A 14,613-nucleotide genomic window follows, 5' to 3' on the forward strand; every position below is an offset into this window, starting at 1 on the left:
GTGGGGAGTGGGGAGTGGGGAGTGGGGAGAAGAAGCAGGGGGGCAGGGAGCAGGGGGGAAAGACTACTAGCTATGACCAACATTTTCCCTATTGCCTTGTCCCCTTGTCTCCTTGTCCCCTTGTCTCCTTGTCCCCTTGTCCCCTTGTCCCCTTGCCCTAGCTACCTGGTTGCTGGGGTAATTGAGCTGTTTGCATAGCTTCTAATAACTGACTGAGGGCAACCTGTAATTGCACGCCTGAGTCCACAGCAACCCAACCTTCTGGTTTGAGATGCCGGACTTCAAAGTGCAGGTGAGGCCCTGTGGAGTTACCGGTGCTGCCTACTCGCCCAATGACGGTTCCTTGTTCTACCACCTGGCCGGGTTGAACAAATAGTTCTGTCATGTGAGCATAAAGGGTTTGTTGAGCGGAATCATGGTTGACAATTACGGTTAAACCATAACCACCTAACCAACCGGCGGTGTTGACTTGACCTCTAGCCGCTGCTACTACTGGTGTACCCATAGGCGCAGCTAAGTCTGTACCGGCGTGGAAACGGCGATCGCCTGTGATGGGATGAGTCCGCCAACCAAATACAGAACTAATGCGGGCAGGTATGGAAAGGGGAAACATCATTCCCCCATCACCACGATAGGCGAGTGTCCCGGTGAAGGGAATTTGGGGTAATACTGATGCTAGGGGAAAATCATAAGCCACTGTGCTGACACGAGGTGCAACATTACCTGCTGCCATTGGTGGGGGTAGAGTTTCACCACTTGGTGCGATGGGCGATGCATTCGCGGTTGTCGTGGCAAAATCGCTAGGATTCGGGATAAAGCGATTAGGACTAGGACGGGATGCCGTCTTGGTGGCGCTACTAGCAGCAGTCTGCTGAGGACGCCATGTGTTGTTGTTACTGGTGGTGTTGTTTCTCGGAGTGTTGTTGCCAGTAGTGGCTACCTGACGAACTTGTGGAACGTTTGCCACCTGAGCATTCTGACTAGATTTAAGCCAGTTGGGTGCTGTTTGATTACCAGAATTAGCTACTGGCTGATTAGGTTGCTTTGGTACTTGGGCGCAATTATTGCCTGATACACTCTGCCCAGATGGTAAAACGGTTTGACAACCACTGGAGCGTTCTGTCAATACTACAGAGCTAGGAGCCTGATAGGTAGCGGCAGTGTTGCTGTTGTAACGGGTAGGGTCAATATAAGCGTTATTATAATCCCTGGTTTTCCCTGCCGTTGTGCTGTTTGAGTTGTTGGCTGGTTGGGCAACTTCTGGCAGTTTTTCTGGCAAGGTGCGAGGTGCAGTAGGTTTCGCTACTTCAGTTTTAGGTTGTTCCTGGCTAGCACTGGGATTGCTTCTAGGCTGTGAAATTTCTACTTGGGGTTTAGCTTGGCTAGCACTGGGATTGGGTTTGGGTTGTGAAACCTCTACTTGGGGTTTAGCTTGGCTAGCACTGGGATTGCTTCTAGGTTGCGAAATTTCTACTTGGGGTTTAGCCTGACTAGCACTAGGATTGCTTCTGGGCTGTGAAACCTCTACTTGGGGTTTAGCCTGACTAGCTGGCTGTTGTGTTGGGAAAGCCGCTGGTTTTCGTAGTTTTTGTATGAGTTCAGCTTGGCTGTTATTAACCTGGGGTTGTGGTCGAGATGGTGCTGAAGAAACGGTATCTTTTTTTACGGGATTTGGTATAACGACTGCTGGTTGGGAACTTTCAACAGTGGGAACAATATTATCTATTGATGTTTCTGCATGAACAATTGCTAAATTACCAAAGAAGCTGATGCTACTTAGCACAAAAAAACTCTGTGCTGGTAGTGTAGATGCATAGATATGCAGTAGCTTCCCGTAAATATTGATTTTTGAGGAGTTGTGTAAGTTGTGATGGGCAGATTTATGGCGCTGCGTCATTGTTTCTCTCAGTTGTTTTAAATTAGCCTAAAGAGATGATGTCAGTGGTTTGTCTTGCCCAAAGAGCGAAATTTTAACAAACCTAATATGAAACAGAAGATTCACGGTAACCCAAACTGATTGTACCGGGTTCAACATAAAGTTCTGGTATTTTTATGTCATTTGTATCATGAGTTTCCAAAGATACACGTAGATTTCCCTGAGAAGTTATGCCCACCACAGTGCCTAAAAGATTATTGATGTATACCTTATCACCCATATTTGTCAATAAATCTAAATATCGAGACAAGAGTACACTTACTCCTTCTTGGCAAAGACACTCTATCCCGGATTGTATTCCCAGTAAAACTGTGGAAGTGAGCATTTCCAGACAAGAGATGAGCTTAGTAGGCTGGGAAGCTTGCCAGGTTTCTAAGTTGATGCCGGTATCGGGAACTGGGTTAGCCCAGTTAATACCAACGCCAATCACTGCTTGTATGATCTGTCCATTATGGACTTTTGTTTCCGTCAAAATGCCGCCTAACTTGCGACCATGCAACACTAAGTCATTGGGCCATTTAATGCCCACGCTTACGCCGCACTGACGCAATTGAGCTGCTATTCCCCAAGCACTAGCTAAGGTGAGCTGGTAACTATCCATTGCTTCTAGTTTAGGAAAAATACCCATCGAAAGGTATAGTCCTCCAGTGTGAGAAATCCACTGACGACCCCATTGTCCTCTACCGGCAGTTTGCTGAGTCGCAATAACTAGAGGATTTGCATCAGTTCCTTGTTTTAGCAAATCCCAAAGAATCTGATTAGTAGAGGAAACACTTTCAAAAATATGTAAGGAAAATGGTAAAGAGGTATACCTAAGCCCTGCTTTTAGGGCAGTTTCCAAGAGTTGCCGATCAAATCCCACAGCAGTTAACCGAAATCCCGTTGTTCAAGTTAGCATTAATTGATTGATTTTGATTTCTGTTTAGGTTTGGTTCAAGATGCACACTTGGCACTGGCACGATTGGCAAGGACTACCCTATCTTACTTGTAGTCTGCTAAAAGATTGGCATCACGGCTTCTTTACTCAGCAGTTTTGGCCGCGATCGCCTGAAGATTTGACAAATGTGCTGCACCCAGAGGCATCAGTTTATCGCTTGAAACAAGTACATGGCAATATAATTCTGACGCCACAAGAAATTCACAGCCAGACTAGTGAAGACGATTCTGACTTAGCTGCGGCAGATGGTTTAATTAGTGAACAGCCTTTACAAGCGGTGTGGGTGGCTAGTGCAGACTGTACACCTGTACTCATTGGTGATGCCAAAACTGGAAGAGTAGCTGCACTGCACGCGGGTTGGCGGGGTACAGCCGCGAAGATTGTCCCTGGTGCGATCGCTCGACTGCGAGAACAAGGAAGCAAATTAGATGATTTACGAATTGTGATGGGCCCAGCGATCGCAGGTGAGGTGTATCAAGTTTCTGTGGAGGTGGCGGCGGAAATTGGTGCTAGCATTACACCCCATGAGGAGGAACAAAAGATTGTGGATGCTTTGCATGAGTTACCAAATTCACCTTTATTAAAAGACCCCGATCCAGGTAAAGTTCGGTTAGATGTGCGGCGGGTAAATATTTTACAACTGGAAAGTTTAGGTATTAGTAGCGAACAAATAGCGATCGCTCCTTATTGCACTTACCAAACTCCAGAACATTTCTTTTCTTATCGTCGAGAAAAACAGAAAAAAGTCCAATGGTCAGGAATTGTTAGCTTGCCTTAAGCTACAACTATAACCCCTCAGACTTTAAGTCTGGGGTGATACGAATGAATAGGCAATGAGGTAGCGTCTACCGCCAGGAGAAGTTAGTTTTTAAACCGTACTGCGGACAAAAATATTTGTATCCCAGGGTACGTTAAAAGCTCAACACCACTTAACGGCAGTTGCTACAAATGGGCATAGCTGGACACCAGTGTCGGTGGCCTGCTTTTTTATTACCTATTGCCTTTCATCGTTATGTGAAATTCCCCACCATCTATGCTGCGGGTTAGTTTATGCAGGAATTATTTGAGCAACTAGTGAACGTTTATCCAGTGATTGGACTTTGCCTACTTGGCTGAGGGCAGTTGCAATGCGCTCTAACAATTCTCCAGCCTGTTCTCGATACTGATTTTCTCGCCCTCGTAACCGAATGGCAAACTTAACTGAATCGCCTTTATTCAACCACCCAATAGCTTGCTCGATACGTAAGTTGTAATCAGCCACACCAATGTTGGGACGTAGCCGGACTTCTTTTACCGTCGGTCTAGCACTCTGCCCTTGACGCTTTTTCTTTTGGTACTGAAGCTTACCATAGTTAAGAATCTTTGCTATTGGAGCGTCTTTACCTTCGGATACTACAACTAAGTCAAGCTCCAGGTTCTCGGCTAACTGTAAAGCCTCATGGGTATCGATCAAACCACGATTATTATTTTCATGGTCAATCAAGAATACTTGGGGTGACTTGATTTGCGAGTTAATTAATTGCTTTTGGATTACGATAATGGTTTCCTCCCAATTGTTCAACACTTTGTGTGTGTAATTATATCGTAACCTAATCTGTCGTCCAACCCTATTCGCAAAACCCGCCCCTTCAAAGTCCCCTGCTGCATTTGGAACCATTTGCAGCTAATCTGTAGTGTGAAAACAGGGTAAGCGCCAATTAACGTCGTTTTTAATAACTAGGCAAAGTAATATACCCTCACGTCTAAATAATGGGATGAAGGTATATTACTGAATTTTATGTAAGAATATAAGGTACGGTGCTATTGCTTATTTAAGATATCTCCTCTAGCAACGCCAGTACCAACCCAAATAGGTTTATTTAAAACGTCGGTTGCGTCTAGCTGATACCGCCTTGCGTTTGCGCTTTTCCAACGGGGTTTCAAAATGCCGATGGTACTTCACGTCAGCCAAAATACCAGCCTTAGATACCTGGCGTTTAAAGCGACGCAAAGCTGAATCTATACCTTCATTTTCGCCTAGAAGCACTTGGGTCATTCTTCCTGTTTCCTCAAAATCAATAGTTTCCATTGTAATAGTAGCCTCACAGTTAGCAAAACACCTCCAGGATGAAACCAGAATAAGAGGCGATTCATTGCTTTAAGGCAGTTTATTTGTACTTCTGTTGAGCGCAGTGAACACTTAGCTGTAAATTTATGCTAGTGCCTGAATGCACTCTCAGCACAGTACGGAGGATGGGGCAATTATATCTTAACTTTTATTGCCTGTACTACAGTCTCAAGTGGCTTCAGTCAACTGTAGTTGCCACCAAAGAATGTCTAGGCTGAACCGTGTATTATGGAATATAGCCAAGAAAAACGTGGCTTTTTATACAATTTTTGCCAAGAAATTTTGTCACGTTGTCTATATTAAAAGTTGATTCTGCCCTCATTTAATAATTTATATCCAGATATTAATGCGGCAAAACCAAGCAATAAATTCCACAAGCTAGTGGAGCGGAAAATTACGCCTCCGCTTAAGAAAACTAGAGCTATACCTATCACTAATAAAATCCATCCGAGATTACTAGTTTCTTTACGGAAAAATAATAGTGTAAACACTCCTGCCATAATTGCTAAAACTGAAATGGTAGCAGGTAATCTGCGGGAAAAAATTGAGTAGTAACCGCTAACAAATATGATATTTTGAGTAAAAAAGTAAATGCCTGCAAAAAGTAGGATTACACCTAGAAGTTTGATGACTAGCCTGCCCATAATTTTTTAGTTTTTACTGGCTGAAGCGAAATTTAAAAAATATTATACTTAATTTTTGAAAAATATACGGTATTTTGTGGAAAATTTATCTTAAAAATAGAACTCCTTTTAAGTTGGGAAATATACCTATGGTGCGCTTTTCACAGAATATTGAGGTTTTGGTGGACAAGGACTAATCTACATTACCGCAATTCTGCACGTATCATGAAGCATGAATATACTTAACCTTAAGCGAGTATATCCACTGAGTAATGGTTTTTTGAAATGACTGATCTTACTCAGGACTTAAGACTAGAGAAAGAGCTAGTTGATAGAGTTCACGCCGGGGAACAGAAGTGATTTTTGCTAATTGACGGCTAGCTTGCGATCGCGATATTCCTTGACTCATGAGTTGTAGTAATTCGGCTTTCAGTTGTGCCTCCGAAAGTTGGAGTTGGCTGGCGGGAGTTCCGGCCACAACTAGGGTATATTCGCCTTGGGGTTCACGTTGATTGTAATGAGCGATCGCCTCGGCAATGCTTCCCCGCCAAAATTCTTCGTACAATTTAGTTAACTCCCGTGCCATGACTATTTGGCGATCGCTTCCCCAAACTGTGGCTAAGTCTTGTAAACTATCTCGCAAGCGGTGCGGGGATTCATAGAAAATTAAAGTGCGAGATTCTGTCTCCAGCGATTCTAAGTATTCTCGCCGTTTTTGTCCTTTGGCTGGGAGAAAGCCTTCAAATACAAACTTGTCGGTGGGTAAACCTGCTGCACTTAAGGCTGTAACTGCGGCACTCGCCCCAGGAATGGGAACTACTCTGATTCCTGCTGCAATACAAGCTATCACTAATTCATAACCAGGATCAGAGATTCCCGGCATTCCCGCATCACTCACCAAAGCGATGGACTGGCCGTTCCCCATATGTTCTAATAATTCTGGGATGCGGCTAGTGCGATTGTGTTCGTGGTAACTTATCTGGGGTGTTTTGATTTGAAAATGTTGTAACAGTTTCCCTGTGTGGCGGGTGTCTTCTGCGGCAATGAGATTTACAGTTTGTAAAATTCGCACTGCCCGAAAGGTCATATCTTCCAGGTTGCCAATGGGTGTACCGACAACGTAAAGTGTTCCTGGTTGAGGATCAGTCTGCATGAGTGAGAAAATCAGCGCTCTTAACGGGTTAATAATGATCATACCTTCGCCAAAACGCCCTCACTCTAGAAGAGTAGGGCTGTACAAACAAAGACTGACTCCACAGCTTGTAATAGGTGGGCTTTGCTTATGTAGCCCCAGACTTCCAGTAGGGCTTTTGAGAAATTGGCGGAGGTATTATCATGACTAATCTCAAATCTCCGCGTGGATTGTTTGTGGGTTTAGTCACCTTAGATTTGATTTACCTTGCTGATTCTGCCCCTAGGAATAATCAGAAGATTGTCGCTGCTGACTATACTTTAGCAGCAGGTGGGCCAGCAACAAATGCGGCTGTAACTTTCAGTCATTTAGGTAATCAAGCGCAAGTTTTAGGTGTGCTGGGTTCTCACCCAATGACACAACTAATTCGGGGAGATTTGACAAATTACCAAGTTGCCATAGCTGATTTGGCTCCTAATATGAGTACAGCACCGCCTGTATCTTCGATTATTATCACCCAAGCTACGGGTGAACGGGCTATAGTGTCGATGAATGCTGTCAAAACTCAAGCTAGTAGTACATCTATCCCGGCGAATATTTTAGAAAATACCGAAATCCTCTTGATTGATGGACATCAAATGGCAGTTAGCCGTAGTCTAGCCGCAACCGCCAAAGCCCAAAATATCCCCATTGTGATTGATGGTGGCAGCTGGAAACCAGGTTTTGCAGAAATTTTGCCGTTTGTCGATTATGCTATTTGTTCGGCTAATTTTTATCCTCCCAATTGCCACACCCAAGCAGACGTGTTTGCTTACTTAAGTGCATTTGACATTCCCCACATTGCCATTACCCACGGAGAAAAACCTATTGAATATTTAAGTTCCACAAAAACTGGCAGTGTAAGTGTACCGGAGATTACGGCAGTTGATACACTGGGTGCTGGTGATATTTTTCACGGTGCTTTGTGCCATTACATTTTACAGGGAAGTTTTACAGATGCTCTGGCACAAGCAGCCAACATTGCTGCTGAGTCATGTCGATGTTTTGGTACACGTCGCTGGATAGAAGGGTGAATAGATGAAAGACTTACAAGAAATATTAGCGATCGCCCGTGAAGTAGGTTGGGGTGCATCAGATATACTGCGATCGTACTACCACGGCACTGCAAAAGACCCTGATTTAGCTGTGCAATATAAACAGAATGAACCTGTGACTGTTGCAGATATAGCTGTTAGCCAATACATTTTAGAAAAGTTACAAGCCGCTTTAGGGCATGAAGAATTTGCCTATATCAGTGAAGAAACCTATCAATCACAACTCAGTAGAGAAACTGCCAAGTGGGTGTGGATTATTGACCCTTTAGATGGTACGCGAGATTTTATCGAAAAAACCGGGGAATATGCCATTCACATCGCTTTAGTCAAAGAAACACGCCCAGTTTTAGCCGTAGTCGCAGTACCAGAGGCAGAAAAATTATACTTTGCCACTATAGGCGGCGGTACATTTGTCGAAACCCATGATGGATGTGTCCCCATACAACTATCTTCAACTAAACGCATTGAAGATTTAATCGTCGTTGCTAGTCGTTCTCACCGCAATGAATCTTTAAATTACTTGTTAGAAAACTTACCTTGTCGAAATTACAAATCTGTTGGCAGTATAGGGTGTAAAATTGCTGCAATTGTTGAGCAACAAGCAGATATCTACGTTTCTTTTTCTGGTAAGTCTGCCCCTAAAGACTGGGATCTAGCAGCTCCAGAATTAATTCTCACGGAAGCTGGTGGTAAATTTACTCACTTTGATGGCAGTTTTTTACAGTACAATACCGGAGATATTAATCAATGGGGTGGGTTACTGGCCAGTAATGGTCAGCATCACCAGAGCCTCTGTGAGTCAGCAACAAGGTTATTAGCAGAGTTTGCTGGTTAAGCTGATATTTCTGCACAAGTAACTACGCCACCCACGGCGCTACCTAATGAATTATGGCAAAAAATGGTAAAATTGAGACAGTTAATTGAACGTCCTTAGTCGTAAAAACCCAGCGACATGAGACAGAACACAGTGCAAATAATTGAGACAAATATAATTTATATTGAGTACAGCTAGTATCGCTATTCGTCAGAGAAAGGCTTGCTGCCAATGACATAACATGATTGCGAATTGCGTTAGCGTAGCTTCTCTGAAAGAGGCATTGCGAATTGTTTTTATGGTCTTTGCGGAACTAAAAGCAATAAAGATGTATCTTCCTGTATACTCACAAGGTGTTGTGGATACCATTAGTCTCCAATTTCTGGCTCTGGATTATCAGGAAAATGTTGCGAGTTTATCATCTTTTTATCGGTGCTATTTTATTAGTTTTTATGCCAGTGGGAGCAAAGTTTGTTCTCCCCCATTTTTCTAATGCGGTTGTAGACAAACCATCATCTGTGACAACGCCGGCTCAAAACACTCCTCCTCAAAGCAATTCTGCACTCGGCGCCAACGCGACAACAGGAAATATTTGGCAGAAGATTTTGGGTAGCACACCTACCCCAGACGGTTGGCTAGTTGCTCCTTGTGAGGGAACCGACAATCTGTTGTGTGTCTCCTCCCAGAAAAAACTTTTGGGTACAGTGGAAATTGGCGTTTATCCAGTCAAAAATCATCCAGATTTCCAGAAAAATTTAAGTTCTGCGGGGATTCCACTCGATACAAATGTGAATTACCAAAGTCCTGAGTATCAAAAGCAACTATTGACAGCACTTAAAACTTGGGTTGCAGACTTCCAGACAGCTCTAGCTAAAGACCGTCAAGTTACCTATAAAAATGACATTGTTTTCTCCGCACACCCCCCACAACAGACATCAGTTGGTAACCTGACAGGAGTACGCTACGGCTTCGTCAGTATCAAGAAAGATGGTGCAGTACAAGAGCAAAACATCGGTCATGTTGCCTTTGATGGTACTAATCTTTATGTAATTACTACAGCCTTTGACCCCGGTGCTGTCACAGGTAAGTTTGAGCGATTAGAAAATTTAGCAATTTTTCAACCTTACTTGGCGGCGATCGCAGATGATTTGCAGTTACCTGTAAAGTGATGATAGCAGTGGACTAACACGACTAATTTGGTAATAAAAAATTATTTTGGGGTGGGTGTCCTCGCCCGCACAGAACAGGCAAGATGCCTGTTCCACCATTAATTGAGCTAAATTTCCGCTACAGCACGTTCAATTAAGCGACGTGCTAAAGTTTGGGTACCTGTGTGTTCGTAGTAATTTGTGGACATATCCAAGAATGCCGCTAAGTAGTCTAACTTATCATCGGCTAGTTGGACGAAACTTTGTAAATTGCCCACTACTTTTTGGGGCGTTAAGTTGTTGGTACTGACTACCCCATTCATCCAACCTTTAACGGAGTCAAAGCTTTCGCCAATAAAGTTTAATTTACTACCAGCATTGTTACCGGGTATGGCATCTTTGATACCTTGAAAAGTTGAATTTTGTTCCAACTCTTGGGGATTCATCTGATTGATTCCAGATAATGCCTTATCGATGAAGTTGGGCCCTAAGGGTATTAAACCATCAACACAAACTAAAGCCACCATGCGAATCAGTGACTCACCACTGTATTCTCTCAAAGAAGCCACAAAATCGCCGATGCTATCTCCAGGGATGCCGTTGATTTGGCAGAAAGCCACCAATTCTGTGACTAATTTCAAAGATAAATCAATAGTTTGAGCTTTGTCGGCCTTGGGAGTCAAGTTATTTAAAAAACCCAATAAAGGAATTTTTTCCCCGACTTTGTTAGCCAATGCTGCTGCACCCAAAGCTTTATCTGTTCTGTCAACAGTTTGATACATCCACATAGCTCGTTGGTATCCTTGGGAACGATCATTGTAAAGATAAATCGCTCGTTCGCCAATCTGTTGAATTAAATCTTCGTCAGTTTCACCAGTAACAGTCTTAATAGTGTTGACAAAGCCGACCGTATTTTGCCATTGACCAGGTGCGACAAAATCGAGGGAGTTTAACATGGAAACAGTTAAACCGCTGGTTGGCAATTCATCAACCAACTCAAAAATTGGTTTATTCACAGAAATCTCCTAATTGAGTTGTTTTAATTCAATTTAGCCAGACCATCAAGATTAAATCTCTCGATCCAGGCGGCGCGATCGCTTGCTGTAAATGAAGGATCACGAGACAATACCTTAACTTGGTAGCGGTTATTTACCAGTACTGCGGTTTGAGTATTGCCAATTTCCCGCGCTGGATAACCAGCAATTTTTTTGGTGCTATTGGAGTAGCTGGCTGCTGTTGTGGGTGTGCTAGTGGTATCAGAAATAGCTAGCATGGCTAAATCTTGACCGTCTCTTTTTAACTTGGCTTCAGCAAAACCTTTTTTCTCTTGGGTAAATACTCGCTCGTAGCCGTCTCCAGTAGTGGGGAAAAATTTATTAAATTCTCCACCTTGAGTAGCAGTGTCAACAACTGCTTGACCTCTTTTTTGTTGAGTACTTTCTTGTTGTACCTGGTCAAAACGTCCAGGTTCTTGAGGAGTACAGGCTGTAGTTAGGAGTAGAACTGACAGCAATAAACTAACTAAAATTCTCCGCCCACGGGGGAAATTCATTGATGGTTTCTCCTTATTTGTTTTGTCATTAGTACTAATGGCTGGGAAATTTCTTTATTTTTGGTAAATCTGGCCATCAACCAAAATAACTGGGTTCATTCCCTGGTTTCCATTTAATATTGCACCCAATACTCGGCTGTTGTTCACCTGGTACTGATTTACCTGCTAATACCGCCTCTATCGCTGCGCGTAAATCTTCTCCTGTCACGGGTTTGTTATTGCTGGGACGGCTATCATCCAATTGTCCCCGATAAGCGAGCTGGCGTTCTGCATCAAATACAAAAAAGTCAGGTGTGCAAGCGGCTGTGTAAGCTTTGGCTACTTCTTGAGTTTGATCGAAACACAAGGGAAACTTAAAATCAAGTTCTGTCGCCATTGTTTTTAATGACTCTGGCGCATCATCTGGATATTTTTCTGCATCATTGGCGCTAATGGCCACAATTCCTAAATCACTGGTGAAGTAATCTTTACCTAACTGGGCTAATTCTGATTTGATATGTTTGACAAATGGACAATGCTGACAAATAAACATGATTAATAATGCTTTTTTTTCAGCAAAGGTGGCAAGAGAAATTGTTTTTCCAGATACCACGTCTGGTAGATGAAAATCTGGCGCTTGTGTGCCTAATGGCAACATTGTCGAAGCAGTTAAAACCATAGACCACCTAAACATCTCTGGCTATAAGTCACTGTAAAAATAGCACGAAATTATCCATAAAATTAGAGACGAGAAAATTCCCGTCTCTACAATTGCGTTAAAGATTATGTTGTTAAGATTAGTTTTTACAGACTTGTCAAAAGTCCGATGATGCCTTGTCCGGTGAGTACTTCTAATGCTATCAGAGAAACAAAGCCAATCATTGCTAAACGACCGTTGAGTAATTCTGCATAGGGAGTAAACCCCGTGCGATCGCCTTGCTCATCTACGTAAATTTTTGGCTCAATGGCGAAGTTGTTCATTAAACCTTGGTCGTCAACAATGGATGAATTTGTACGCATGTAATTTTTCCCGTTTTCTCTTATGTAAACAACTGTAACAAAGATATTAATATTTGTAAAGTATATGAATCCACCGAAAGGGATAAGATGGTGAATCGGGTTCATCATCATGTAGAACCAACAGTCTCCAAAACCTTATTTTTACGTAGTTTCAGCCAATGCATCGATTCCGAGTAGAGGTTATCGCCAAAACACCAAACCCGCAGCAAGTAATTTACGCTGCGATGCACCAAGACTATACCGATGGCTTCGTGTATGACGAGCGCGATTCATGGCCTACGGAGTCACAATGCGGTGAAATTATTGTGAAGCGACTGTTAGCAGGTGAGAGGGGACATTATGGGCCTCTTGAGCATCCTCAGATTGTTTTCAACTGCGGTTATTTTCCCCACAGTGTGATGCAGCAGGCTCGTACTCATCGGATTTCCGTATCATTCGATGTACAATGTCTGGCGGCGGATACTGAAATTACTTTTGTTAATTGTGAGGGTCAAAGTAGCCAGAAGCTGAAGAAAACTATTGGAGAGTTATACGAAATATGGAATAACGGAGAAACAGCAATCCGCCACAGATCGATTCGGGGAAGAAATGGAGAAGCCCCTGGTGAATATCGACGCGATTGTAAACAACGTATTCGTAAAATGCGATTGCGAGTTTTGAACGAAGAAACTGGCTTATTTGAAGTTGGGCATATTAAAGATGTAATGTGCAGTGGTCTTCAGCCTGTTTATCGAGTAACGTTGGAGGACGGAAAAACTTTAGATTGCACCGTTAACCATCGCTTATTCACCTCAGAAGGTTGGCAAACAATGGGTGATGCAGTTGGTTTAGTGACTAACTCTGATGGTACTGTAATCAAAATGTCTCAGCCTTGCTACTTAATGTGTAATGGTATGGCAGTAGTTGGCAATGGACTTTACAGAAACAGAGAATGGCTGGAATTTCAAATAAAAAACGGACGATCTGCATTAGAAATTGCACAACTGTCTCAATGTTCAATAAATACTATTAGAATTTGGGCTAGTAAATATGGACTAGTTTTAACCCAAAAAGATGGGAAATTTACTCCACAGCATAAACCTTGGAACTATAATCCCAATGCACTTTACCGTAACAAAAGTTGGTTAGAGGAACAGCTGAACCAAGGACTTCATGCAGATGAAATGGCCGAACTAGCTAATTGCTCAATAGAAGCTATAAAAAAATGGGTTTATACATACGGTTTATCGTTAAATAAAAAATCCCCTGGTTCAAAGACGCCTTGGAACAAGGGTCAAAGTGGTTATCACTTAAACCTTTCAAAAGATAGTCGTCAAAAACGTATAGACAACGCAAAGAAATATACAAAAAGAGGCGAAGAATCTAACTTCTGGAAAGGAGGGACATCTACTGAACGGGAATTGATAGGTGCATGGACAAGAGATGTTGCCCCTCAAGTGCATAATAAGTTCAACTTTATTTGTCAAAAATGTAGAGTTCGTGGTGGTGTTCTTCATGCTCATCATTTAATCCCTGTCTACGCTGATGAATCTGTTGCTTATGAATTTGATAATTTAATAACTTTATGCAAAGAATGTCATGAGTTTATTCATCAAAATAACCAAGAAGATGAATTTGCAAAATCTTATAACCCAATAATAGATACAAAAAATTGGCAATCTAAACCAAAAGCAACAGGAAAAAAATTGCGAGTACATCCGGTCAAAGTTAAGAGTGTAGAATACCTTGGACAACAAATGACTTACGACCTAGAAGTAGAAGGTTCATGGCATAATTTTGTTGCTAATGGAATAGTAGTTCATAACTCTTTTAGGTATACGGGGAACCAGTTTATTGATGTAGTCGAAGGTAAGAAAGACATTGAGGATGTTTTTTATCTGCGTCCGGTGGGATATTACTCTGATAGGCAAGGTAAAAAATATTACTATTCACCAGAACAAAGAACGGCAGATTTAGAATGGTGTCTCGAAGCAGCGAAGCGATACAAAGCTGATTTTGAGGGGGGGATGTCGGAGGAACACGCCAGAGGTAAAGTACCTTTTGATTATCGTCAGCATTTTGTAGTCAGTTTTAATTTAAGGTCTTTCATGCACTTTTGTGACATGAGAAATAAGAAAGATGCTCAACTAGAAATTCAGAAATTGTGTGAAATGATGTGGCCTCATTTTGCCGAGTGGACACCTGCGATCGCTCAATGGTATGAAAAGCAGCGTCTAGGTAAGGCGAGACTAGCACCGTGAAAAAGCAGGGGGCAGGGGGGCAGGGGGCAGG

Annotated in this window: 14 protein-coding genes and 3 pseudogenes; 7 read left to right on the forward strand and 10 right to left on the reverse strand. The window is 42.6% G+C overall.

Annotated elements, in window-relative coordinates:
* Positions 1-157: 157 nt before the first annotated feature.
* Entirely contained in the window at positions 158-1,897 is a 1,740-nt protein-coding gene (locus ACM0OS_RS25140; protein ID WP_414545908.1) for a peptidoglycan DD-metalloendopeptidase family protein, read from the reverse strand.
* A gap of 82 nt (positions 1,898-1,979) precedes the next feature.
* Positions 1,980-2,798: a biotin--[acetyl-CoA-carboxylase] ligase gene (locus ACM0OS_RS25145; protein ID WP_414545909.1), complete on the reverse strand. Its 819-nt coding sequence runs from the start codon at positions 2,796-2,798 to the stop codon at positions 1,980-1,982.
* A 76-nt stretch (positions 2,799-2,874) separates the two neighbouring features.
* Here ACM0OS_RS25145 and pgeF point away from each other — a divergent pair, with 76 nt between their 5' ends.
* Positions 2,875-3,651, forward strand: a complete 777-nt coding sequence (gene pgeF / locus ACM0OS_RS25150; protein WP_414545910.1) for a peptidoglycan editing factor PgeF — start codon at positions 2,875-2,877, stop codon at positions 3,649-3,651.
* Positions 3,652-3,921: 270 nt separating this feature from the next.
* Here the strand turns inward: pgeF and infC are convergent, their stop codons facing one another.
* From infC to rsmI, 4 genes are all read right to left on the reverse strand, one after another.
* Entirely contained in the window at positions 3,922-4,437 is a 516-nt protein-coding gene (gene infC, locus ACM0OS_RS25155) for a translation initiation factor IF-3 (protein ID WP_414545911.1), read from the reverse strand.
* Between the two features lie 291 nt (positions 4,438-4,728).
* Complete coding sequence (rpsU, locus tag ACM0OS_RS25160; RefSeq protein ID WP_414545920.1) at positions 4,729-4,908, reverse strand: 30S ribosomal protein S21; 180 nt, start codon at positions 4,906-4,908, stop codon at positions 4,729-4,731.
* A gap of 371 nt (positions 4,909-5,279) precedes the next feature.
* Positions 5,280-5,624, reverse strand: coding sequence for a hypothetical protein (locus ACM0OS_RS25165; protein WP_414545912.1), 345 nt, complete (start codon positions 5,622-5,624; stop codon positions 5,280-5,282).
* Between the two features lie 274 nt (positions 5,625-5,898).
* Positions 5,899-6,756 carry a 16S rRNA (cytidine(1402)-2'-O)-methyltransferase gene (rsmI, locus tag ACM0OS_RS25170; protein ID WP_414545921.1) on the reverse strand — a complete coding sequence of 286 codons (858 nt, stop codon included), beginning with the start codon at positions 6,754-6,756 and terminating at the stop codon, positions 5,899-5,901.
* 182 nt (positions 6,757-6,938) lie between these two features.
* Here rsmI and ACM0OS_RS25175 point away from each other — a divergent pair, with 182 nt between their 5' ends.
* From ACM0OS_RS25175 to ACM0OS_RS25185, 3 genes are all read left to right on the forward strand, one after another.
* Entirely contained in the window at positions 6,939-7,808 is an 870-nt protein-coding gene (locus ACM0OS_RS25175) for a sugar kinase (RefSeq protein WP_414545913.1), read from the forward strand.
* Between the two features lie 4 nt (positions 7,809-7,812).
* Positions 7,813-8,664, forward strand: a complete 852-nt coding sequence (locus tag ACM0OS_RS25180; protein WP_414545914.1) for a 3'(2'),5'-bisphosphate nucleotidase CysQ family protein — start codon at positions 7,813-7,815, stop codon at positions 8,662-8,664.
* Between the two features lie 383 nt (positions 8,665-9,047).
* Positions 9,048-9,812, forward strand: coding sequence for a hypothetical protein (locus tag ACM0OS_RS25185; RefSeq protein WP_414545915.1), 765 nt, complete (start codon positions 9,048-9,050; stop codon positions 9,810-9,812).
* A gap of 107 nt (positions 9,813-9,919) precedes the next feature.
* Here the strand turns inward: ACM0OS_RS25185 and ACM0OS_RS25190 are convergent, their stop codons facing one another.
* The 4 genes from ACM0OS_RS25190 to ACM0OS_RS25205 form a co-directional block, all read right to left on the reverse strand.
* Positions 9,920-10,807: a hypothetical protein gene (locus ACM0OS_RS25190; protein ID WP_414545916.1), complete on the reverse strand. Its 888-nt coding sequence runs from the start codon at positions 10,805-10,807 to the stop codon at positions 9,920-9,922.
* A gap of 23 nt (positions 10,808-10,830) precedes the next feature.
* Positions 10,831-11,343 (reverse strand): hypothetical protein, encoded by a 513-nt coding sequence (locus ACM0OS_RS25195; RefSeq protein WP_414545917.1) that lies wholly within the window; start codon positions 11,341-11,343, stop codon positions 10,831-10,833.
* Positions 11,344-11,419: 76 nt separating this feature from the next.
* Positions 11,420-12,001, reverse strand: coding sequence for a thioredoxin family protein (locus tag ACM0OS_RS25200; RefSeq protein WP_414545918.1), 582 nt, complete (start codon positions 11,999-12,001; stop codon positions 11,420-11,422).
* Between the two features lie 125 nt (positions 12,002-12,126).
* Complete coding sequence (locus ACM0OS_RS25205; RefSeq protein ID WP_414545919.1) at positions 12,127-12,342, reverse strand: chlorophyll a/b-binding protein; 216 nt, start codon at positions 12,340-12,342, stop codon at positions 12,127-12,129.
* Positions 12,343-12,500: 158 nt separating this feature from the next.
* Here ACM0OS_RS25205 and ACM0OS_RS25210 point away from each other — a divergent pair.
* The 3 pseudogenes from ACM0OS_RS25210 to thyX form a co-directional block, all read left to right on the forward strand.
* Positions 12,501-12,788: pseudogene (locus tag ACM0OS_RS25210) on the forward strand (FAD-dependent thymidylate synthase); the annotation flags it as partial.
* 72 nt (positions 12,789-12,860) lie between these two features.
* Positions 12,861-14,144 (forward strand): annotated as a pseudogene (locus ACM0OS_RS25215) (HNH endonuclease); the annotation flags it as partial.
* Between the two features lie 3 nt (positions 14,145-14,147).
* Positions 14,148-14,582 (forward strand): annotated as a pseudogene (thyX, locus tag ACM0OS_RS25220) (FAD-dependent thymidylate synthase); the annotation flags it as partial.
* Positions 14,583-14,613: the final 31 nt, after the last annotated feature.

The organism is Nostoc sp. CCY0012 (assembly GCF_963920855.1).
GTDB lineage: Bacteria > Cyanobacteriota > Cyanobacteriia > Cyanobacteriales > Nostocaceae > Cyanocohniella.